The organism is Thauera terpenica 58Eu (assembly GCF_000443165.1).
Taxonomy (GTDB): domain Bacteria; phylum Pseudomonadota; class Gammaproteobacteria; order Burkholderiales; family Rhodocyclaceae; genus Thauera; species Thauera terpenica.
The window spans coordinates 39581-60864 of the sequence record NZ_ATJV01000013.1 but is presented as its reverse complement, the minus strand read 5'-3'; the positions used below and the strand labels follow the sequence as shown (position 1 = coordinate 60864).

The 21284-nt window shown below is 64.2% G+C and carries 19 protein-coding genes; 6 read left to right on the top strand and 13 right to left on the bottom strand.

What is annotated here, in order from left to right; all coding sequences use genetic code 11:
• Positions 1 to 38: 38 nt before the first annotated feature.
• Both dapB and M622_RS23130 read right to left on the bottom strand, forming a co-directional pair.
• Positions 39 to 845 (bottom strand): 4-hydroxy-tetrahydrodipicolinate reductase, encoded by an 807-nt coding sequence (gene dapB / locus M622_RS23135; protein ID WP_021247943.1) that lies wholly within the window; start codon positions 843 to 845, stop codon positions 39 to 41.
• A 48-nt stretch (positions 846 to 893) separates the two neighbouring features.
• Positions 894 to 1298: an outer membrane protein assembly factor BamE gene (locus M622_RS23130; RefSeq protein WP_021247942.1), complete on the bottom strand. Its 405-nt coding sequence runs from the start codon at positions 1296 to 1298 to the stop codon at positions 894 to 896.
• Positions 1299 to 1442: 144 nt separating this feature from the next.
• On the opposite strand from M622_RS23130, the gene fur reads away from it, so the two are divergent.
• Positions 1443 to 1880, top strand: coding sequence for a ferric iron uptake transcriptional regulator (gene fur, locus M622_RS23125; protein ID WP_021247941.1), 438 nt, complete (start codon positions 1443 to 1445; stop codon positions 1878 to 1880).
• A gap of 64 nt (positions 1881 to 1944) precedes the next feature.
• Here the strand turns inward: fur and recN are convergent, their stop codons facing one another.
• Positions 1945 to 3636 carry a DNA repair protein RecN gene (gene recN / locus M622_RS23120; protein WP_021247940.1) on the bottom strand — a complete coding sequence of 564 codons (1692 nt, stop codon included), beginning with the start codon at positions 3634 to 3636 and terminating at the stop codon, positions 1945 to 1947.
• A gap of 88 nt (positions 3637 to 3724) precedes the next feature.
• Entirely contained in the window at positions 3725 to 4609 is an 885-nt protein-coding gene (locus M622_RS23115; protein ID WP_021247939.1) for an NAD kinase, read from the bottom strand.
• A 114-nt stretch (positions 4610 to 4723) separates the two neighbouring features.
• Between M622_RS23115 and hrcA the strand changes: the two genes are divergently transcribed.
• Together hrcA and hemH are read left to right on the top strand one after the other, a co-directional pair.
• On the top strand, positions 4724 to 5752 hold the full coding sequence (gene hrcA / locus M622_RS23110) for a heat-inducible transcriptional repressor HrcA (protein ID WP_021247938.1): 1029 nt from the start codon (positions 4724 to 4726) through the stop codon (positions 5750 to 5752).
• A gap of 61 nt (positions 5753 to 5813) precedes the next feature.
• Positions 5814 to 6911, top strand: coding sequence for a ferrochelatase (gene hemH / locus M622_RS23105; RefSeq protein WP_021247937.1), 1098 nt, complete (start codon positions 5814 to 5816; stop codon positions 6909 to 6911).
• A gap of 1 nt (position 6912) precedes the next feature.
• On the opposite strand, the gene M622_RS23100 is transcribed toward hemH, so the two are convergent.
• Positions 6913 to 8277 (bottom strand): serine/threonine protein kinase, encoded by a 1365-nt coding sequence (locus M622_RS23100; protein WP_021247936.1) that lies wholly within the window; start codon positions 8275 to 8277, stop codon positions 6913 to 6915.
• Positions 8278 to 8508: 231 nt separating this feature from the next.
• Here M622_RS23100 and M622_RS23095 point away from each other — a divergent pair, with 231 nt between their 5' ends.
• From M622_RS23095 to ubiG, 3 genes are all read left to right on the top strand, one after another.
• Positions 8509 to 9828, top strand: coding sequence for a TRZ/ATZ family hydrolase (locus M622_RS23095; RefSeq protein WP_021247935.1), 1320 nt, complete (start codon positions 8509 to 8511; stop codon positions 9826 to 9828).
• 102 nt (positions 9829 to 9930) lie between these two features.
• On the top strand, positions 9931 to 10641 hold the full coding sequence (locus M622_RS23090) for an OmpA family protein (RefSeq protein WP_021247934.1): 711 nt from the start codon (positions 9931 to 9933) through the stop codon (positions 10639 to 10641).
• A 125-nt stretch (positions 10642 to 10766) separates the two neighbouring features.
• The gene (gene ubiG, locus M622_RS23085; protein WP_021247933.1) at positions 10767 to 11468 is read left to right on the top strand and encodes a bifunctional 2-polyprenyl-6-hydroxyphenol methylase/3-demethylubiquinol 3-O-methyltransferase UbiG; all 702 of its coding nucleotides are present in this window, start codon (positions 10767 to 10769) and stop codon (positions 11466 to 11468) included.
• A 3-nt stretch (positions 11469 to 11471) separates the two neighbouring features.
• On the opposite strand, the gene M622_RS23080 is transcribed toward ubiG, so the two are convergent.
• The 8 genes from M622_RS23080 to ugpQ all read right to left on the bottom strand — a co-directional run bounded on the left by M622_RS23080 (position 11472) and on the right by ugpQ (position 21266).
• Positions 11472 to 12482 (bottom strand): DUF475 domain-containing protein, encoded by a 1011-nt coding sequence (locus M622_RS23080; RefSeq protein ID WP_021247932.1) that lies wholly within the window; start codon positions 12480 to 12482, stop codon positions 11472 to 11474.
• Between the two features lie 152 nt (positions 12483 to 12634).
• Complete coding sequence (locus M622_RS23075) at positions 12635 to 13306, bottom strand: LutC/YkgG family protein (protein WP_021247931.1); 672 nt, start codon at positions 13304 to 13306, stop codon at positions 12635 to 12637.
• The gene (locus M622_RS23070) at positions 13307 to 14746 is read right to left on the bottom strand and encodes a LutB/LldF family L-lactate oxidation iron-sulfur protein (RefSeq protein ID WP_021247930.1); all 1440 of its coding nucleotides are present in this window, start codon (positions 14744 to 14746) and stop codon (positions 13307 to 13309) included. It abuts the gene before it with no gap.
• 1 nt (position 14747) lies between these two features.
• The gene (locus M622_RS23065; protein ID WP_031346184.1) at positions 14748 to 15563 is read right to left on the bottom strand and encodes a (Fe-S)-binding protein; all 816 of its coding nucleotides are present in this window, start codon (positions 15561 to 15563) and stop codon (positions 14748 to 14750) included.
• Between the two features lie 160 nt (positions 15564 to 15723).
• Positions 15724 to 16890, bottom strand: coding sequence for a lytic murein transglycosylase (locus M622_RS23060; protein WP_084520658.1), 1167 nt, complete (start codon positions 16888 to 16890; stop codon positions 15724 to 15726).
• A gap of 197 nt (positions 16891 to 17087) precedes the next feature.
• Entirely contained in the window at positions 17088 to 19202 is a 2115-nt protein-coding gene (locus M622_RS23055) for a M1 family metallopeptidase (RefSeq protein WP_031346180.1), read from the bottom strand.
• Between the two features lie 5 nt (positions 19203 to 19207).
• A complete protein-coding gene (locus tag M622_RS23050; RefSeq protein WP_021247926.1) occupies positions 19208 to 20440 on the bottom strand; it encodes a ChaN family lipoprotein in 1233 nt (410 codons plus the stop codon).
• A gap of 70 nt (positions 20441 to 20510) precedes the next feature.
• Positions 20511 to 21266: a glycerophosphodiester phosphodiesterase gene (gene ugpQ / locus M622_RS23045; RefSeq protein ID WP_021247925.1), complete on the bottom strand. Its 756-nt coding sequence runs from the start codon at positions 21264 to 21266 to the stop codon at positions 20511 to 20513.
• Positions 21267 to 21284 lie beyond the last annotated feature (18 nt).

The following is a 21284-nucleotide window of genomic DNA, read 5'->3' as shown; positions in this document are numbered from 1 at the left end:
TCGCTCTTCGCTACGCAACGCCTTGTCCATCTCCGGCCTCAGCGCAAGCCGAGCACGTCCTGCATGTCGAACAGACCGCTGCCGCGCCCCTGCAGGAAGCGTGCAGCTCTCAGGGAGCCCAGCGCATAGGGCATGCGGCTACCCGATTTGTGCGTGATCTCGATACGCTCGCCGATGCCGGCAAAGAGCGCCGTGTGATCACCGACCACGTCCCCACCACGAATCGTGGCAAAACCAATCGTTTCCGCCTTGCGCTCGCCGGTGTAACCCTCGCGCCCATAGATTGCGCAGGTGTCGAGATCACGTCCAAGCTCGTGCGCCAGCACCTCTCCCATGCGCAGCGCCGTGCCGGAAGGCGCGTCCACCTTGAAGCGGTGATGAGCCTCGATGACCTCGATGTCATAACCCTCGGACAGGATGCGTGCGGCGACCTCAAGCAGCTTGAACACCGCATTGACCCCTACCGCCATGTTCGGTGCGAACACCACCGGCACCGACTCGGCGGCGCGCGCAATCTCGGCCTTGCCGCCGGCATCGAATCCGGTCGTACCGATGACCATCGCCTTGCCCAGCTCGCGCGCCAGCGCGAGGTGCTCGAGCGTGCCCTCCGGGCGAGTGAAATCAATCACGCAATCCGCCGCGGCTATCGCCGCCCGTGCATCATCGACGATGACAACGCCGGTCACCACGCCGGCCATCTCACCCGCATCACGTCCGATGAAGGCGGTTCCGGGACGATCGAAGGCCGCAGCGAGCGTGATGCCTTCAGCCCCCAGCGCGGCCTCGATCAGCATCCTGCCCATGCGGCCGGATGCGCCGGCAATTGCAACACCAATGTCAGCCATCACCAAAATCCTAAAAAGCAGCGCCCCGCCATCGACGGGACGCAAAAATCAATCGTCGACTGCTGCCGGCACTTCGACCACCCGGCTGCGCTCGACGGCGGCGGCGGGCGTAGCACCTTCGCCCACCACATCGCCTTCGACGTGATGCAGCTGTTCATCAACGAAGAACACCGAGATCACGCGCTGTTCAGCGGCGCCAGAACCGGGCTTGAAACGGTAGACGTAGTCCCAGCGGTCCTTGCGGAACATGTCGACCACCAGGGGCGAGCCAAGCACGAAGCGGACCTGATCACGGCTCATGCCACGCTTGAGCTGGGATACCATCTCCTGGTCAACGTAATTGCCTTGACGCACATCGATGCGATAGGGATCGACCACGCCAACGATGGAGTCGAAGGAGCAGCCTGCAAGCAGGCTGGAGGCGAGGATCGCCGCAGAAAGATAGGTTCGCATGTCGGCGTAGGTTGTGGCGCACGGGGCGCGCGGTTCTCAGTAAAGGTCAAAAAATATAACATAGTGCGATTTTACACGGCGCACTGTCCGGTCGCGCGCTCCTGCTTCTCACGGCCACCAACAGGGACATCTCCGCGAAGACTCATGCTTGACAACTCAAAAAACCTGAAGAACATCGGACTGAAGGCGACTTACCCCCGCCTGAAGATTCTCGATCTCTTTCAAAGCTCTGACCAGAGACATCTGACCGCGGAAGACGTTTACCGTGCGCTGATGAACGATGGCATGGACATCGGCCTGGCCACCGTGTATCGGGTGCTGACTCAGTTCGAGCAGGCGGGCCTGCTCGAGCGCCACTACTTTGAGTCTGGCAAGGCCGTGTTCGAACTCAACGAGGGTGGCCACCACGACCACCTTGTGTGCATGCAGTGTGGCAAGGTCGAGGAGTTCTTCGACGCAGAAATCGAAAAACGGCAGAACGCCATCGCCGAGGAGCGCGGATTCAAACTGCGCGAACACGCACTCTATCTTTACGCCGACTGCACGCGCGACAACTGCCCCAATCGCAGCACGGACGAATGACTCAGCGTAGCGCGACAGCGGGCCCAAGGCTGCGCGGCCGGCACGACGGGCACGTCCTCACGCCTCAGGCCTTGGCCTCCTGGCCAGCCACCTCCCCGGGAGCCTTGCGGCCGAGCATTTCGGCGGCATGCTGACGCGTCGTCGGGGTGATGTTCACGCCGCCCAGCATGCGCGCGATTTCTTCGACGCGCTCGCTCGCCTCCAGCGTCCGCACCTCGCTCAAGGTTTCACCAGCCTGCTCGCGCTTCGCAATCCGCCACTGCCAATCGGCGCAGGCTGCAACCTGCGGCAAGTGCGTCACGCACATCACCTGCCTGTCCTCGCCCAGACGCGCCAGCAGCTTGCCGACGATCTCCGCCACACGGCCACCAATACCGACATCGACCTCATCGAAGATCAGCGTCGGGGTGTCGGATGCTCGGCTGGTCATGACCTGAATTGCCAGCCCGATGCGGGAAAGCTCGCCCCCCGAAGCCACCTTGGCCATGCTGCGTAGCGCTTGCCCAGGGTTGGCTGCAACGCGGAACTCGATGCTTTCAAGCCCGGTCGCCGCGGGCGCACAGGCTTCGAGCGCCACCTCGAAACGTCCACCCGCCATCGCCAGGGTCTGCATGGCGTCCGATATCTCGGCAGAGAGCGCCGCTGCAGCCGGCTTTCGCAGCGCTGACAAGCGGGCAGCGGCAAGCTCGAATGCCTTGCGCGCGCGCGCTTCTTCGGCAGCCAGACGCGCCGGATCCGAACTCGCCTCCAGAGCGTGCAGGCGCGCCTGCGATTGCGTACGCAACTCAGGCAGATCGTCCACCACCACACGATATTTGCGCGCCACACCGGTCACCGCCGCAATCCGGCTCTCGATCTCGGCGAGGCGTTGTGGCTCCAGATCCAGGCGCTCGCGATAGCGGCGCAGGGCGTGCAAGGCCTCGTCGGCCTGGATCGCAGCGCTGCAGAGCAACTCGCGTACATCCGTCAGGGAGGGGTCGATCTCGGTCAAGGCCGCCACACGGGAGTCGAAGTGACGCAGCATTGCACACACCGCGAGCTCACCCTCACCCAGACCCGCCAGGGTTTCGTCCGCCCCCTCCATCAGGCTCGCGGCATGGGCAAGGCGGCTGTGCTCGGCATTGAGCTCACCCCACTCGCTGGCATCGAATGCGAGCTCATCGAGTTCCCTGACCTGCCACCCGAGCAATTCACGCTCGCGCGCAGAGTTCGCCGATCGGGCCTCGGCCTCAGCCTGCAACCGGACAAGCTGCTGCCAGGCACGATAGAGCGTGTCCACCTCGGCGGCCAGGCCCCGGGCGCCAGCATGGGCATCGAGCAGGGCGCGCTGCGCGTCGGGCCTGAGCAAGGCGTGGTGTGCGTGCTGACCATGGATGTCGGCGAGCCAGTCACTCGCCGCTCGCAGCTGGGCAAGCGTCACACTGCTACCGTTGATCCACGCACGGCTACGCCCAGCGGCGTCGATCGTGCGCCGCAGCAGCACGCTCCCCTCGTCCGCCACAAGATCGTGCTCGGCGAGCCAGGCCCGCAAGCCCCCTCGTTCGGGCAGATCGAACTCTGCCACCACATCGGCACGTTCTCTGTCACGCCTCACCATGCCGGCCTCGCCGCGCCCACCCAGCGCCAGCCCCAGTGCGCCGAGCAGAATGGATTTGCCTGCTCCGGTTTCACCGGTGAGCGCGCCGAAGCCCCGATCGAATTCGAGATCGAGATGATCGACGATGACGAAATCGCGAATGGAAAGGCTTCTCAGCATGGTGGGTCACAAAAAATGGGGAGCAACTGTCGATCAAGCACGGCGGTGGGCGCCCTGCTGCAGGCTCGCCGCAAAAGTGTGTGCGTGCTCAATTGTGCCGCGGCGTGGCGCTCCAGTGGAGCTTCTCACGCAGCATGGCGAAATAACTGTAGCGCTCCGGATGCAGCAGGCGCAAGGCGTGCTGCGATCGCATTATGCGCACACAGTCGCCCGCCCTCAGGTCAAAACGTGCCTGACCATCGAAATGGACGCGCGCATCCTGCGGCGGCAACAACTCGATCTCGATGCAGCAATGGTCAGGCAGCGTGATCGGTCGCGCCGTGAGCGCATGGGGACACAAGGGCACCAATGCAATGCCGCCGACGCTGGGGTGAAGAATCGGCCCATTGGCCGACATGGCATACGCGGTCGATCCGGTCGGGGTCGATATGATCATGCCGTCTGAGCGCTGGGTATAGACGTACTCGCCATCAATCGACAGATCGAATTCAATCATCCGACCGAGCTCTCCCTTGTTGACGACGACGTCGTTGAGCGCCAGCGTCTGAAATACACGCTTGCCGCCGCGCAACACCTCGGCATCGAGCAGGAATCGCGTCTCCTCACAGAAGCGCCCATCGACGATCTCACCCAGATAGTGGTTCGCATCCTTGAGCGCGATATCGGTCAGAAAGCCCACGCGCCCGAGATTGACGCCGGCCAGTGGCACGCCATATTCAACCAGGCGCCGCGCCGTATGCAGCATGGTGCCATCGCCACCGACCACCACCGCGAGGTCGGCTTCGCTGCCGATGTTCTCGTAGCTGGAAACCGGAAAGTCGCCTGCGCCGCCGATGGAACTCGCCGTCCCTTGCTCGATCCATACCATCAGCCCACGTTCGCGCAGGAAGCGCGCGATCGCCATCACGGATTCGGCCACGTCAGGGCTCTGATATTTGCCCACGAGGGCAATATTGTGAAATGTCGTGCTCATGGCCAAGGATTAAACCATATCCCGCCAGTGCCTTGTCTTCTGCCGAAGAACGCCGCCATGATCCCAGGAAATGCCAACTTGCCTATAGAATCCGGGCTATATTCGCCGCCTGACATGAACTCGCTAGACGCCCGCTCCCAGATCCTGCTGAAAACCCTGATCGAACGCTACATCGCGGACGGGCAGCCGGTCGGCTCACGCGCCCTGTCGCGCTTTTCCGGCCTCGAGCTATCGCCGGCGACCGTGCGCAACGTGATGAGTGATCTGGAGGAAATGGGCCTGATCGCCAGCCCGCACACGTCCGCCGGCCGCATTCCCACCGCGCTGGGCTATCGCCTCTTTGTCGACGCCTTGTTGACCGTTCAGCCCCTGGACACCTCACGCGTGCATGAGCTCAAGGGGCAACTCCAGTCCGACCAGCCGCAACGCCTGCTCAACTCGGCCTCGCACATGCTGTCGAATCTCACCCAGTTCGCCGGCGTCGTGGTCACGCCACGCAAGGACGCGGTCCGCATCCGGCAGTTCGAGTTCATCAGCCTGTCCGAGAACCGCATCCTGCTCATCATCGTCACCACCGCAGGCGACGTCCAGAACCGCATCCTGATCACACGACGCGCCTACAACTCATCCGAACTCAGCAGCGCCGCGGCCTACCTGAACGAACACTTTACCGGTCTTTCCTTTGACGCCATCCGGCGTCGCATCACGGACGAACTGCGCCAGCTGCGCAGCGACATGAGCGAACTGATGACGGCAACCGTGGATGCGGGAAGCGAAGCCGCCGAGGAAAGCGCCACGGGTTATGTCATCTCAGGCGAAATCAACCTGCTCGACATCGAAGACCTGTCGTCGAACATGACGCGCCTGCGTGAGCTGTTCAAACTCTTCGAGCAGCGCACCAGCCTGATGCAACTGCTGGAGTTGTCGAACAAGGCCGCCGGCGTGCAGATCTTCATCGGGGGCGAGTCCGGCCTCGCCCAACTCGATGGCTGCAGCGTGATCACCGCCCCTTATGAAGCCAATGGCCAGGTCGTCGGCTCGGTCGGGGTCATAGGCCCCACCCGCATGGCCTACGACCGCGTCATCCCCATCGTGGACATCACCGCACGGCTGCTGTCCAGCGCGCTGTCGCCCAACAGCTGAGCCAGCGAGCCTGCCCTCCCGCCTCCGAACAGACACACGCATCACCAGAACAAGGACAAGCATGGCCCGCTACTGGCCCGAACCCCCCTACCTTCACGGCACAGCCCCCCGCACCGGAGTCCTGCTCGTCAATCTGGGCACGCCGGCCGCCCCCACCGCTGCCGCCTTGCGCCCCTATCTGAAGCAATTCCTCTCCGACCCGCGCGTGGTCGAGATTCCGCGTCTGCTGTGGTGGCCGATCCTCAACGGCATCATCCTCACCCTGCGCCCCGCAGCATCGGCAAAGAAATACGCCAGTGTATGGATGGAAGAGGGTTCGCCCCTGAAGGTGCACACCGAACGCCTGACCACCTTGCTGGCCAAGCAACTGCTCCAGGCAGGTCATGACGAGATCGACGTGGACTTTGCGATGCGCTATGGCGCGCCGTCCATCTCCGACCGCCTGCAAGCCCTGCGTGCTCGCGGCTGCACGCGCATTCTCGTCTTGCCCCTCTACCCACAGTATTCAGCGAGCACGACGGCAACCGTCACCGACGAGGTGGGACGCTGCCTCGCGCAGATGCGCAATCAGCCCGAAGTGCGCTTCGTGCGCAACTTTCACGACAACCCCGGCTACATCCAGGCCCTGGCCAGCAGCGTACGCGAGCACTGGGCACTGCACGGCGAGCCCGATCGCCTGGTCATGAGCTTTCACGGCGTGCCGCGGCGCTCCCTGGAGCTTGGCGACCCCTATCATTGCGAGTGTCACAAGACCGCTCGTCTGCTTGTCGCAGCGCTTGGCATCGCGCCCGAACGCGCACTGCTGACCTTCCAGTCGCGCTTTGGCAAGGCCGAATGGTTGCAGCCCTACACTCAGCCCACCCTGGAAAAGCTGGCTGCCCAGGGCATAGGCAGGGTGGACGTGATCTGCCCCGGGTTTGTGGCGGACTGCCTGGAAACGCTGGAAGAAATGGCCATGGAGTGTCGCGAGGCCTTCCTCCACCACGGCGGCAAGGTCTTCCATTACATCCCCTGCCTGAACGAACGCCAGGACTGGGTCGAGGGTCTGACTGCGCTCACCATTGAGCACTTGGGCGCCTGGCTGTCACGGCCACAGGCCGACGAGGCCGAACTGAAGGCCGCGCGCGCGCAAGCGCTCGCACTCGGCGCCAGGAGCTGAGTCAGGGCTCCAGCAACTGCAGGTCCAGCCCCCCGGTCGCGGTGTAGTCGCCACGCACCGCGGCGGGAGCACCCACGGACAGCTGTCTTGCAGTCTGTGCGAGGCGGCGTACCACCATCGTCGCCAACTCGCGGCGGAAACGCTCCAGCACTTCTTCGCTGGCCAGCGCAAGGGCCGCCGGGTTGATCTCGAGATAAGTCAGCGCAGAGAGCGAAACCACCGTCATCATGTGTCGATGCTCAAGACTATCGAGCCAGGCCTGAACGCCAAAAACCTCGCCAGCCCCCAACTCCATCACCCGCCGCCCCTCGATCGACAACTCGACACTGCCCTCGAGCACGACACCAAAGCGTTGGTCGGCGTCGCCCTCGCGCATCAGGCAGACATGGCGCTCGACCCGACGCCAGGACGAGATGCGCAGCACCTCCCACAACTCCACGTCCTCGAACTCGGTGAAGAACGCAAGCTTGCGCAGGCGCGCAAAACGGCTGGTGTCGGGCGCCACGTAATTCTCATCAAGGATCTTGTAGCGTACGGCGGCCAGATCCTTGGCAAACTCTGCACCATTGTGATAGCGCGAGTACAAATCCTTTTCCAGCGCCTTGCGGATCACCGCGTCCATCTGCTCGGGCACATCAGGGTTGAGTTGCGACACCAGCGGCGGGTCGGCGTTGATGATCTTGTAGACCAGTTGCGCCGGATTGTTCGCGCGAAACGGCAAGCGCCCGGTCAGCATGTGAAACAGCAGCACGCCAAGCGAATACAAGTCGGTCTTCTGGTTGAGCGGATAGCCCTTGATCTGCTCCGGGCTCATGTAGGCGGGCGAACCCACGCCCATGATGAAGGTCGAGTCGGTATCCACGCGCTTGTTGATGTTCAACGCCAGCCCGAAGTCCGTGACCTTCACATTATCCTCATCGTCCACCAGGATGTTGGCCGGCTTGATGTCGCGATGCACCACCCCCTGGCGAAAGGCATGATCGAGCGCCATGCAGCACTTGAAAATGATGCCGATGGTGCGGTGTATCGGCAATAACTTCTCGAAGCTGCAGTAGCGCTCCAGCGTGCCGCCGGGAAAATACTCCATCACCACATAAGCTTCCGTCGGCTCAACCGAAGCATCCAGGATGCGGATGATGTTCGGGTGACTGAGGCGCGAGGACACGGCCTGCTCCGCCTTCAGCAACTTGAGCAGGCGACGGTTCCATTTCGCTTCGTCGGTCGCCCGGTCTTCGAAGCGGACGTGCTTGAGCGCGACCGGCTCGGGATGGTCCGGACTCTCGGCAAGGTAGACGATCGCCGTGGCGCCGCGACCGACCTCGCGCAGGATGCGATACTTGCCAACGGTTTCTGGAATTCGGCTCATGAGGGCTCGGGCGGGCTCCACGGGATCTGCGCGGGCCATTGTTGATGAGCGCGATTGTGGCACGAAGTCACTTGGCACGCGCGCCCCCGGTGCGGCGCACGAAAACCAGAAATGCGAACCTTGCAAGGACAAATCCCAGCTTGAACACCGACAAACTCCCTCCTTGCTGCGCCCGCGACCAGCGCGCACCGCAGCACGGAGCACCCCAGCCTTTCCAAGGGAGCCTGCAGCGTGCGCGAAACGATTGACCTCCTGATTTGCCCACGCTGGATCATTCCGGTAGAGCCGGCCGGCGTCACACTTGAAAACCATGCACTCGCGGTCAGGCACGGCAAGATCCTCGCCATCCTGCCGGTCGACGAAGCACGTGCGCGCTACCAGCCCGTGTCCTTGGTCGAACTGGCGCAACACGTGCTCATCCCCGGCCTGGTCAATCTGCACGCCCACGCTGCAATGAACCTGTTCCGCGGCACCGCGGACGACCTGCCGCTGATGCGCTGGCTGCAGGAGGCGATCTGGCCGGCAGAAAGCCGGCATGTTTGCGCCGAGTTCGTGCGCGACGGCACCTTGCTGGCGGCTGCCGAGATGCTTCGCGGCGGAGTCACCACCTGCAACGACATGTATTTCCATCCAGAGGCTGCAGCGCAGGCTTTTGCCAGCGCCGGGATGCGTGCGGTGGTGGGCATGGTGCTCATGGAGTTTCCCACCCCATGGGCCAGCGACGCCGACGACTACCTGCGCAAAGGCCTCGCCGCCCGCGACCAGTGGCGCAATCATCCGTGCATTTCGTTCTCGATCGCACCCCATGCGCCCTACACCGTGTCCGACAGCAGCTTCCAGCGCGCACGCGCCCTCGCCGACGAACTGGAACTGCCCATCCATGTCCATATTCACGAAACCGCAAACGAGATTCGTGACTCGCTCGCCGAACATGGCATGCGTCCGCTTGCACGGCTGGCAAAGCTCGGCGTGCTGGGCGAGAACCTGATCGGTGTGCATGCCGTGCATCTCGACCACACCGATATCGAGTTGCTGGCACATCATGGCTGCAGCGTCGCCCACTGCCCAAGCTCGAACATGAAGCTCGGCAGCGGCATGGCGCCAGTAACCGAACTGCTGGCTGCCGGGATCCGTGTCGGACTGGGCAGCGACGGCGCGGCAAGCAACAACCGCATCGACATCTTCCAGGAGATGCGCCACGCCGCCCTGCTGGCCAAGGTGCGCACGCTCGATGCGGCTGCACTGCCCGCGCATGCCGCCCTGCACATGGCAACACTGGGCGGCGCCCAGGCGCTCGGGCTCGATGCGCAGATCGGCTCACTCCTGCCCGGAAAGTGCGCCGACCTGTGTGCGGTCGACCTCGGCAGCATATTGACCCAGCCTTGTTTCGATCCGGTTTCGCACCTCGTTTATGTCGCAGGTCGCGAATACGTCACACACGTCTGGATAAACGGTGAACCCCGCGTGGACAAAGGGCTTACGCTGTTGCAAATAAGCGACAAACAATTGCTCAGGATCGTATCGGTATGGCACACTAGGTTCGCTAATTGAACTGGATACAGGGTTCAAACCCGACACGAATGCGGCTTTCCGGCTGTTTTCACTTCCCGTTGCAGTGGTAATTCCGGCGAATCGCCCATCAAAGAGGAAACCATGATCAAAGAAACCAAGAAACAGATCTTCGTGCTGGCTGCAATCGCATCGATCGGCTTGTCCGCCCCCGGTGCCTATGCTCAGGTCAAGGACGTCGTTGTCGACGGCAAGGGCGAGATCCCTTACGTCATCGATGCCCGCAACGTTGTTGCCCGTAGTGGTGCTGGCCTGTGCTGGCGCACGGGTTACTGGTCGCCGGCTGCCGCCTCGACCGCCATGGCCGGTCAGTTCCCGGCAGGCTGCGAGTGTGACGCCGACATCGTCGCCAAGGACAAGTGCGTAGCCCCGGTTGCCGCTGCCAAGCCGGCTCCCGCCCCCGCACCGAAGCCCAGCGCCGACAAGATCAAGCTGGCCGCCGACACCCTGTTCGACTTCGACAAGGCGACGCTGAAGGCAGAAGGCCGCGCCAAGCTCGACGAGCTGGCCGTCAAGTCCAAGCAACTGAAGCTGGAAGTGATCCTGGCCGTTGGTCACACTGACCGCATCGGTTCCGATGCCTACAACCAGAAGCTGTCCGAGCGTCGCGCCGCCGCCGTGAAGACCTATCTGGTGTCGAAGGGCGTCGAAGCCAACCGTGTCTACACCGAAGGCAAGGGCAAGAAGCAGCCCGTGACCGGCACGACCTGCAACACCGTGAAGAACCGCAAGGCTCTGATCGAGTGCCTGCAGCCGGATCGCCGCGTTGAAGTCGAAGTCATCGGCTCCAAGTAATCGGTAGCCTGATGCACAAGAAAAGCCCTGCCTCGGCAGGGCTTTTTGTTTTGTGCGGGGCGTGTTAGAAACACGAACTCCCATTGGGCAGAAGCATTCAATCCAACAAGCGGTGACAACACACGATGAGCGCAATCAACGCCGACCCCGCCGAGCTGCAAAAATTCAGTGAGCTCGCCCACCGCTGGTGGGATCCCGCGTCCGAATTCAAACCCCTGCACGACATCAACCCCCTACGCCTGGGCTGGATCAACGGCAAGGCCGACCTGCTCGACAAGACCGTGCTCGACGTCGGCTGCGGCGGCGGCATCCTGGCCGAAAGCATGGCGTCGGCCGGCGCCAGGGTCACCGGCATAGACTTGTCGGAAAAGGCACTGAGCGTGGCGCGGCTGCACCTGTTCGAGAGCGGACTCAGTGTCGACTATCGCCTGATCAGCGCGGAAGATCTGGCTGAGGAAATGCCGGCTCACTTCGACGTCGTGACCTGCATGGAAATGCTGGAGCACGTGCCCGACCCGGCGAGCACCATCGCTGCTTGCGCCCGCCTGGTCAAGCCGGGTGGCCACGTCTTCTTCTCGACCCTGAACCGCAACCTCAAAGCCTACGTGCAGGCGATCATCGGCGCCGAATACGTGCTCAACATGCTGCCCCGGGGCACGCACGAATACGCCAAGTTCATCAAGCCCTCCGAACTGAGCCGCCACTGCCGCAATGCGGGACTGGACACCCATGAACTCATCGGTCTGAGCTACAACCCTCTCAGCCGGGTGTACTCACTGGGGCGGGATACGGATGTGAACTACCTGCTGCATACCCGGCGCGCCTGAGCCTCAGGCTTCCAGTCGTCGATGGCGCAGCGAGCTCCAGAATGCGGCGCCGATCAACACCGCTCCAATCAGGCCGGTGAAGACCTCGGGAATATGCATGTGTACACCGATGAACATCACCGCCGCCAGTGCCCCGATGGCCCAGAATGCACCATGCTCGAGGAAGCGATAGGCGTTCAGCGTATCGCGCTCGACCAGCATCAGGGTGAAGGAGCGTACGAACATTGCCCCAACCCCGAGCCCGATGGCAATGATCGGCAAGCTCGTCGTCAGTGCGAACGCGCCGATCACACCGTCGAAGCTGAATGAGGCATCCAGCAGCTCCAGGTACATGAAGCCGGCAAACCCGGTCTTGACGACCGTCTTGCCCCCCTCACCCGGCTCACCGCCAAGAATCGCCCCGAGACCGTCGGCAACGATGTAGGTGACCAGGCCCCACAAGCCGGCCACCACGAATTCGACGCGCTTGGTGTCGCTCTCCAGATAGGCCGCGCTGCCCAGGATGGCCAGCAAGGTCAGCAGAATCTGCGCTGCCTCCAGGCGACCGAGCCGGGTCAGCGGCTTTTCCAGAAAATGCAGCCAGTGCTCGTCCTTGTTGGCATCGACGAAGAACTTCAGAAACACCATGGCCAGGAAGGCCCCACCAAAGGCGGCGATCTCGTGGTGTGCCGACAACAGCAGACGGGCGTACTCGGCTTCGTCGAAGAGGGCGAGATCGATGACCTGCAAGGGCCCCATGTTGGCCACCACGCCGACGATTGCGAGCGGGAACACGATGCGCATGCCGAACACTGCAATCAGGATTCCCCACAGCAGGAAGCGTTTGCGCCACTTCTCGTCCATGTGCTTGAGCACCGTGGCATTGACCACGGCGTTGTCGAACGACAGTGAGGTCTCCAGAATCGCCAGCACGACGACAATGAATGCACCTGATGGACCGGCGAGCAGATAACCGCCGACGATGCCCAGCACCGTGACCGCAATCGACCATTTGAAATAAGCAAGATCTTGCATGCGCAACCTGAAAAGTTTGGGGCGGCCGTGAAGGACGCACCCCGGGGGCGTGATTCTAACGAAAGCGCGCGCTCGTCTTCGCCCTCTTCGGACCTTGCAGCACTCCGCCGCGGTCGAGACGCACACGCAGCAGCGCGTGCCCTCCACACCCCTCACGCATCCTGCAGGATCAGCACGATCAGCTCCTTGGGGCCATGAGCCCCATAGGCAAGTGTTTGCTGGATGTCGGCGGTCTTCGACGGCCCGGAGATGAGCAGCGCGTTGGTCGGCAGCCCCTCGCTCCAGCGCTGGGTGTGCATCGCCTCATGCAAGTTGTCGAACACGGCGCTGGCCTTGAGCAAGGCGATGTGAAGCGGCGGCACCAAGCTCATCAGACGCGGCTCCTGAACGGTGGGCCAGACGATCAGGCTGCCGGTTGCGGCAATACCGCCAAGCGTTCCGGTCAGGCTCGCCGGGGTATGGAAAAACAGCTCGTCCTTCCACGTCTCCACTGCCCGATCGTAGGCCTTGAGCCTCAACCCGCCCTTGTTGAGCGCGAGCTGAGCGGCCAGTTGCTGGCCATGCAGCGTCAAGGGCGAGACCAGGAGTTCATCGATGTTGCGTTCGGCGAGTGCCGCAAACACCCTGGCCGGCCACTCGGCACTCGTAGTCAGCTGAGTTTCGCCATGGACGGCCTCGAGCTGCGCGCGCAAGCGGGCGACACGCTGCGCGGGCGCATACGTCCAGGGCGTGGTGACGAGCGCGGTATCGTAGTCATCCGCGATCGGGGTGGTGCCTTCGAGGCTGCCACGCAGCTTGGCGAGAATGCGTTCCCTGGCGTTCATTCACGCCTCTCCCAGGTGCTCGCGCACGCGTTCGTGCAGGGTACGCGGCGCCAGCTTTGGCGCTGCATGGTGTTCGGTCCAGGGGCCGATATTCGCCGGCGTGAGGCCGCGCGCGCGGGTGCCAGCGTAGGTGAGCAGGCGATACAGCGTCGGCGAGGTGTTCATCTTCACCCACGCTTTCCAGACCAAGCCTTCCTTGGTGGAATGATTCGCCCCCTGTCCGCGCACATGATGCGGGGCAGCGTCGGCACGACGCGCCGCTTCTTCACGCAGGCGCCGCAGCAAGGACGGGATCGGAATCTTCACTGGACAGACCTCGCCACAGGCGCCGCACAGGGAAGATGCACTTGGCAGCTCACGTGTCTTTTCCAGGCCAAGCATGTGTGGGGTCATGATCTTGCCGATCGGCCCCGGGTACACCGTCCCGTATGCGTGTCCGCCAATCCGTGTATACACCGGGCAATGGTTCATGCACGCACCACAGCGAATGCAGTTGAGCGTCTGGCGCAGCTCACTGTCGGCAAAAGCCTGGGTACGACCGTTGTCGAGCAGCACCAGATGCACTTCGCGCGGGCCGTCCAGCTCGTCCGCCTGGCGCGGACCGGAGATCATGTTCACATAGGTGGTGATCGGCTGGCCGGTCGCCGAGCGCGTCAGCAGCGACAGCAGGGGCACCACGTCGCGCAGCTTCTCCACCACCTTCTCTATCCCGGTCACGGCGATATGCACCGGCGGCACCGTGGTCGACATGCGCCCATTGCCCTCGTTTTCGACCAGCACCAGGGTGCCCGTTTCGGCGACGGCGAAATTGACCCCCGAGACGCCGATATCCGCTTCGAAGAACTTGCGCCGCAAAGTCTCACGCCCAATCTGGATGAGCAGGTCAACGTCTTCGGTGTAATCGACCTCCAGCTTGTCGTGGAACAAGGCAGCGACCTGTCCGACGTTGAGATGGATGGCCGGCATGATGATGTGGGACGGCTTTTCCGCGCGCAGCTGGACGATGAATTCGCCCATGTCGGACTCAAGACAGTCCACCCCACGCTCGCCCAGGAAATGGTTCATCTCCATCTCCTCGCTGACCATCGACTTGCCTTTGATGAGGTTTTTCGCCTCGTGCGCCGCGACGATCGAATGCACGATGGTGTTGGCTTCGTCGACACTCTCAGCCCAGTGCACCTGCACGCCATTGCGCGTCAGTCGGGCCTCCAGCTGTTCGAGCAAGGCGGGCAACCGGGACAGCGCGCGGGCGCGGACCCGGTTGCCGAAGGCCCGTAGCTGCTCGCACTCCTCGTCGTCCGCAAACTGCGCCGCGCGCTTGACCATGAGGAAATCCATCGCCCCCCGGAAATTGCGCCGCAGCTGCCCGTCGGCCAGCGCCGCGCGTGCGTTGCGCTTGAATTCGATCGGAGCCTCGGTCAAGGCGGCAAAATTGGGCATGTCACTTTCCTCCACTGCGTCGCAGCAGGAAACTCGCGAGGTGCTCGCCACGCAGGGATTCACCCTGCTTCTCGAGCGCGCCATTGATGTTCATCAAACAGCCACAGTCCGCACTCACCACCTCGCTCGCGCCCGAATCCTTCAGCGCAGTGGTCTTGTCCAGCACCATGAGACCCGAGATATCGGGCAGGCGCACGCTGAAGGCGCCGCCAAAGCCGCAGCACTCGCTCTCGTAAGCGTGATCCACACGCTCCACCGCTCCGAGCTGCGCCAGCAGCGCACGACCATGGACATGGGTGCCCAACTCACGTCGCGCCGAACACGAGGTGTGCAGCGCCACCTTCACCGGCGCGCCCGTGTCACTCAACTGGATGCGGCACACATGGAGGAGGAACTCCGCGAGCTCATAGGTGCGCGCCGCCAGCGCCTCGACCTGCTGCAGGGCCGCGGGCTCATCCTTGAACAGCTCGTGATAATGGTGGCGAAACATCCCCGCACACGACCCGGATGGCACCACCAGCGGCCAGTCGGCGGCAAACAGTTGAAGCTGAGCACGCGCCACCGCGCGCGCCTCTTCGGTGTAACCCGAGGTATAGGCCGGCTGACCACAGCAGCTCTGTGCCTGCGGAAAATGGACCTTGATGCCTTCGCGCTCGAGCAGGCGGATCGAATCCATGCCGGCATCGGGAAAGAACAGATCAATCACGCAGGTGCCGAACAGATAGACATCGGTCGGCTTTGGTGGATAAACACGCGCAGCCTCGCGCGGCGGTGCCACACGTGTCGCCTGGCCTGTGCCCCTGGAGTTGTGACTCATAAGAATGGCCTCCGAAGAAAGCAGAACGATTGTGCCGCCGCCAAGCCGACGCAGCGATTGTTGATTACACCTACTGTTGATCACGCCTACCAGCTCCGATGGCGGTGGGCGTGCAGCGTCCGACGGCAAGGGCGAAAGGACTCAGATGAGGTGGCGAGGCTCAGCGTGACTCCGCATCACGCAGTGCCTTTAACACCGCCTGCCCGGCCCGACCATCCGCCACCAGCCCGAGCTCGCCCTGCACCCGCTTGAGCGCCTCACGCGTGCGCGCGCCGATCATGCCATCGGGCTCACCGATGTCATGGCCACGGGCAAGCAGCAAGCTTTGTACTTCGCGGCGCTCCGCGCGCGACAGGCCAGCATCATCGGTTGGCCACGGCGTGACCAAGGGCGCGCCCCCACGCAGGCGGTCGGCCAGGTGGGCGATTGCCAGGGCATAACTCTCGGCCGCGTTGTAGGCGTACAAGGCATCGAAATTGCGAGTCACCAGAAAAGCGGGGCCCGCTGCGCCTGCGGGCAGCAGCAAGCCCGCCGGGGTGGCCGCAGCCGGCAAGGCAGAACCATCGACGCGTTTCACCCCGCGCGACGCCCATTGCTGCATCGGCTGCTTGTTGCGCCGCCCTGCACCCGCCGTATCGAACCGCTTCGGCAGCACCACCTCGAAACCCCAATCCAGATCGCCGCGCCAGCCCGCGCGCTTGAGGAAGTTCGCCGTGGACGCCAGCGCGTCGGGCACGCTGTCGACCAGGTCGCGGCGGCCGTCGCCATCGAAGTCGACCGCCAGCCGCATGAAGGTGGAGGGCATGAACTGCGTGTGGCCAAAGGCCCCGGCCCAGGAGCCCGTCAGACGCTCGGGCGCGACGTGGCCCTCCTGGATGATCTTCAATGTGGTGAAGAACTCACCGCGGAAAAAAGCCTGTCGCCGGCCAAAGCAGGACAGCGTCGACAGTGAGGTGAGCAGCGGCCGGCTACCGAAGTTACGCCCGAAGTTGCTCTCCACGCCCCACACCGCAACCACCGTGCCCGCATCGACGCCGTACTGGGTTTCGACGCGGGCGAGCACTTCAGCCCAGCGCTCGAGCATGGCACGCCCGTCGGCCACGCGCTCGGCGTCGACCAGCCCGGCCATGTAGTCCCAGATCGGCGTGACGAATTCGGGCTGGGCATCGAGAAAGCCGACCACGGCCATATCCGACACCAGGGCAGCGGTGTGCTGGTCGAAAGTCGCGGACGAAACGCCCTTTGTCGCGGCCTCACTGCGCAACTGCTGCAGACAGGCGGCAAACTCGCGATCGGAAGCAATCGCGGGCGCTGACAGCGCCACCATGCCCAGCAAGGCCAGCGCGCCCCCGAGCGCGCGCAAGGCCGGACGCTGGGATGAAAGCCGGCGTTGGAGAAGAGAAGTGTGAACCGGGTGGGCCGCAGGAACAGGCTCGCACGCGGTGGAAGACATTATCGTAGGCATGCGCTCGATTCTACGCCGCTCACCGCCGCGGTGAGGTGCTCGCGAGCCCGCGCTGCGCTTCAACGCATCTCCACCGCCACTGCGGCGCCCTGGGCATCCCACACGCCACGCTCGAACACGCGGCTGCCCTCAGCCAGCAGCCAGCTCTGCCCGCCGTAATGCGGCAGCGGGCGCTCAAGCGCCGCCAGCGCCGCAGGGTCGCGCGCCGACACCACCGCAACCGAGCGTGCGCCCTCACGCAGGGTCCACACCTGCGCCGTGCCGCGCGCCCCCAGGCTGGCCGGCCGCGGCGGCAGCCCGGCGTGCGCCAAGGTGACATCGATGGCGGCGTGGGTTCCGACCAGCAGCACCGGGTCGCGCGCGGAGCTCAGGGCAGCGCGGCTCACGACGCGTGGCGGACGCTCGAAAAAGCGCGTTGCAAGGGATTTGCCCGCCTGCGCCAGTGCGGCATCGCCCTCATCCGCGATCACCACCTGGGGAGCGCTCTCCAGCATCCACTGGCGCAGGATGGGCGGCAGTTGCGCCTCATCCAGCCGACGCCACACGCGCAGCTCGGGGTCCAGGCTCAGGGTCTGCGGCGCACGCTCTAGCGTCAGCCTTATCGTCTCGCGCGCTTTCGATACGTTCAGCCAGCGCGTCTGTGACCCTGATCCGTCCTCCATCTGCAAGGGCAGATGAAGGGTGTGCGTCGGTCCCGACTGACTCAGCTCGACATGCAATACGCCACCACCATTGCCTTGCGCGACGAAATACGCCTGTTCGAGCGCCACCTTTGGGCCACCGGCCACATCCAGCCATTGACGGAAGAAGTCTGCGAGCACCCGTCCTGAAGCCTGCTCGAAGGCAAGCTGCAGTTCCTTCCAGCCTGCGATGCGAAAACGGTTCTGCTCCCAGAAAAGCTTGATGCCACGATCGAAGGCCGCCTCGCCGATCAGATCGCGCAACATCACGAACACCATCGCCGCCTTGCCATAGCCAACTGCGGCCGCAGCCCCATGCGTGCGCGAGCGAAACGCCGCAAGGGCTTGTTGTCCATCCATCGGCAGGGCAGCGAAGTCGCGCAGCCACCCCAGCCGCATCTCGCGCGCCGCGACGTCGGATTGCTCTTCCTTGTAAGCGTAGTCGGCCATGAAGGTCGTCAAACCCTCGGACCAGTTGCCGCGCGCGTAGTCGACCAGCACGCCATTGCCCCACCAGTTGTGCAGCACCTCATGGCCGAGCGAAGTGGCACGGATGAAAGGCAGGCGCAGCACCTGCTCACCCAGGTAAGTGAGCGTGGGCATGCCAAAGCCGGTGGGCAGGGGGCTGGCAACCACCGAGAACTCGGTGAAGGGATAGGCGCCAATGCGTGCGCTGTAACGCGCGATGTAGCGCGCACTGTCGTGCAGGTAAGCCTCAGCCAGGCCAGGCTCGGCATCGAGCGCCGGCGGAAAATAAGTGCGCAGGCGCAGAGGCTCGGCACCCACGCGCTCGACGCGATGCTCACGCACGATCCACGGCCCGGCCATGAGGTCAATGCCATCGGCAGCATGGTCGAATTCAAAGCGCGCCCGATAGTCGCGCGCAAGCATCCCCGGTGCTGAGGTCGGAGTGTCGGGCCGCAAGCCAGCGACACCCGCCGCCGCGCCCTCCTCCCCAGGCAGGTGCTCGGCAACGAGCCGCCCAGGTACGACCACCCTTTGCCCGCCCGGAACGCGCACATCGACGCGATAGCTGAACACCTCGGCCGGGCGTGGATACCAGGCGCTGCCTGCAGACAGGAAGGTACCGCCCTGCGCCGCCATCGGCGGCATGCCCTGCAGCACCTCACGATGATCCAGCCCGGCATCGAGCGCCGGCAGGGTGCCGCCATAGCGCATGCGCAACACCCCCTCGGCTGGCAAGCGAATGCGCCAGGCGCGAACTTCGCCGCGCCCACCTACAGACTCGACGCGCAAGGCCTTGCCATCGACTTCGGCGGAAGCGATGCGCAGCTCAGCATGCAGCACGAAGCGGAAGTCACGCTCTGTCGGGCGTAGTTCCGCCTCGACCTGCAGACTGCGCGATGCAGGATCGAGCACCACATCGAGCGCGATCGGCCATTCGCTCGCCAGCGCCGGGCGCAGCACCGCCAACGCCAGAACAGCCAGCAACATCTGCATCAGCGCGCGCGCCGACCTCGAAACCTCGTTCATCACCATCAGCGCGCCAGCGGAAAGCGCACGACGCGCTCTATGGTCTCGCTCTCGCGCTTGAGCGTGAGCGGCAGCCAGGTGCCGGGCGGCTGTGCCCGCACCAGCGCGACCAGAGTTGCCGAGCGCTTCAGTGTGGCACCGGCGGCCTCGATGATGATGTCACCGGCGCGCAACCCAGTGTGCGAAGCCAGACTGCCGGCCGAAACCTCAACGATCTTCACCCCATCACGGTGCTCTTCCAGGCTCACGCCCAGCCGCGGCGGCGGCACCGGCGCGAGCACGGCCTCGGGCACCGCAAACACCGCATCGGCCAGGCCGGCGACGATGTCGGTGCACGGTGTGCTCGCCGCCAGCGGCAACAACAGGCCCGGGTTGTCCACCCCCAGGCTCCTGAGCTGGTGCGCCACGCCGTGGCCGAAGCGCACATGCCCGCTGCCCATGATGCCCACCACCAGCGGCGCCGGTGCATCACTGGCGGCTCCCGGTGCGGATGCGCGCTGCGCTCTTGCCGCTGACGCCAGCGCCTCGGCCATGGCCCTATCCCAGCCCAGCTGCGAATCGACGAAGTTGCGGAAAGCCACATCCTCGCGCGCCACCTCCTTGTCCTTGCCGGCGCGCATTTGCGCATGCTCGCGATGAATGCCGAACAGAAAATCGACATAGGCCGGCAAGGGCTCGGCCGCAGGGCTCACGCCTTCACGCTCCGCCTCAGGCACCGCATCCCAGCCACGCCTGGCAATCGCCCGGCTCAGCTTCTGATCAATGTTGAGCGCGACCATCGGCACGCGATTCAGGCGCGCGAAGTGAAACAGCGGCAGGTAAAGCTCGGCGGGCATGCTCCATACCTTGTCCCACTCCACCTGCTGCAGGAACTCGCTCTCGCTCAACTCACCCGCCACCCAGCGCTCCAGCACGGGCTGCACTCGGCGCGGGAACATCTCGAAGCCGATCACCATGTCGGGGCGCTGCGCATGCAAGGCGGCGAGCACCTGCAGCTGCCAGCGATGATGGTCAGCGTCATCATGCTGTTCGCCCAGGAGCACCACCTCGCGCTGCGCCATGGCTGCCACCAGGGCGGCAACATCTCCCCCCGCACGCGGCTCCAGGCCATCGAACACCGTCCACTCCCCGGGCCGCAGACAGTCGGCAGCAGTGCTTGCGAACACAAGCGAAGACGGCAGCGCGAGCGCCAGGCTCGCAGCGAGCAGGCGGGAAACGAGGAAGCGTGAGCAGCGCATGGGCTGAAGTCTCGGCAGATACGATGTATGCGTAGAGCCTTCGCACCGCCGCGAGTTCCAGGCCACGGCCTCACGGCCCCGGTTTGAAGCCATCCACGCGATCGGTGATGAGCCCCTGAACGCCCAGGCCGAGCAAACGCTGCACCTCGAGTTCGTCATTGACGGTGTAGCTCAGCAGCACCAGCCCGGCAGCGCTCATGGTTGCCGCAAGCTGCGGCTCGATCTGACCATGCTCGACGACCATCGCCACACAGCCAAGCGCCAGCGCAGCCTGCACGCACCCGGTATCGACCTGCTCAACAAGCAGCGCGCGCGGAAGCCAGGCGGCGGCCGTGCGTGCGCCCTCGAGCGCAGCACTGCTGAACGAACTCAGCAGGGGTGGCAGCGCACCCCGCCACTCGCGCGCGAGGGTCTCGGCGACGATGAGACCGGTTTCACGCTCGATGCCTGGAGCGGACTTGAGCTCAACATTGAGCGCGCAATCCGCCTCGTGGCAAAAGCGCACCACTTCAGACAGACTGGCGAGCGGCTCGGCGAAATAACGCGCCGAATGCCAGCTGCCGGCATCGAGTTGCGCCAGCGCTGACCACTCGAGCGCAACGGCGGGTCCGTGGCCACTGGTCGTGCGCTCAAGATCATCGTCATGGAGCAGGAAGGGCAGACCGTCGGCGCTCAGACGCACGTCACATTCAAACATGCGATAGCCGTAAGCATGGCCCAATCGAAACGCGGCCAGCGTATTCTCGGGCGCCAGCCGGCCCGCTCCGCGATGGGCGATCCAGAGCGGGTAAGGCCACGGACCGGGCCAGTCGATAGCCTTGTCCATGGCCCCGGCTGCAGGCAT

Coding starts and splice junctions, on each gene's coding strand:
- dapB (WP_021247943.1), bottom strand. CDS start 845: ATGGCTGACATTGGTGTTGCAATTGCCGGCGCATCCGGCCGCATGGGC.
- M622_RS23130 (WP_021247942.1), bottom strand. CDS start 1,298: ATGCGAACCTATCTTTCTGCGGCGATCCTCGCCTCCAGCCTGCTTGCA.
- fur (WP_021247941.1), top strand. CDS start 1,443: ATGCTTGACAACTCAAAAAACCTGAAGAACATCGGACTGAAGGCGACT.
- recN (WP_021247940.1), bottom strand. CDS start 3,636: ATGCTGAGAAGCCTTTCCATTCGCGATTTCGTCATCGTCGATCATCTC.
- M622_RS23115 (WP_021247939.1), bottom strand. CDS start 4,609: ATGAGCACGACATTTCACAATATTGCCCTCGTGGGCAAATATCAGAGC.
- hrcA (WP_021247938.1), top strand. CDS start 4,724: ATGAACTCGCTAGACGCCCGCTCCCAGATCCTGCTGAAAACCCTGATC.
- hemH (WP_021247937.1), top strand. CDS start 5,814: ATGGCCCGCTACTGGCCCGAACCCCCCTACCTTCACGGCACAGCCCCC.
- M622_RS23100 (WP_021247936.1), bottom strand. CDS start 8,277: ATGAGCCGAATTCCAGAAACCGTTGGCAAGTATCGCATCCTGCGCGAG.
- M622_RS23090 (WP_021247934.1), top strand. CDS start 9,931: ATGATCAAAGAAACCAAGAAACAGATCTTCGTGCTGGCTGCAATCGCA.
- ubiG (WP_021247933.1), top strand. CDS start 10,767: ATGAGCGCAATCAACGCCGACCCCGCCGAGCTGCAAAAATTCAGTGAG.
- M622_RS23080 (WP_021247932.1), bottom strand. CDS start 12,482: ATGCAAGATCTTGCTTATTTCAAATGGTCGATTGCGGTCACGGTGCTG.
- M622_RS23075 (WP_021247931.1), bottom strand. CDS start 13,306: ATGAACGCCAGGGAACGCATTCTCGCCAAGCTGCGTGGCAGCCTCGAA.
- M622_RS23070 (WP_021247930.1), bottom strand. CDS start 14,746: ATGCCCAATTTTGCCGCCTTGACCGAGGCTCCGATCGAATTCAAGCGC.
- M622_RS23065 (WP_031346184.1), bottom strand. CDS start 15,563: ATGAGTCACAACTCCAGGGGCACAGGCCAGGCGACACGTGTGGCACCG.
- M622_RS23060 (WP_084520658.1), bottom strand. CDS start 16,890: ATGGTGGCGCTGTCAGCGCCCGCGATTGCTTCCGATCGCGAGTTTGCC.
- M622_RS23055 (WP_031346180.1), bottom strand. CDS start 19,202: ATGAACGAGGTTTCGAGGTCGGCGCGCGCGCTGATGCAGATGTTGCTG.
- M622_RS23050 (WP_021247926.1), bottom strand. CDS start 20,440: ATGCGCTGCTCACGCTTCCTCGTTTCCCGCCTGCTCGCTGCGAGCCTG.
- ugpQ (WP_021247925.1), bottom strand. CDS start 21,266: ATGGACAAGGCTATCGACTGGCCCGGTCCGTGGCCTTACCCGCTCTGG.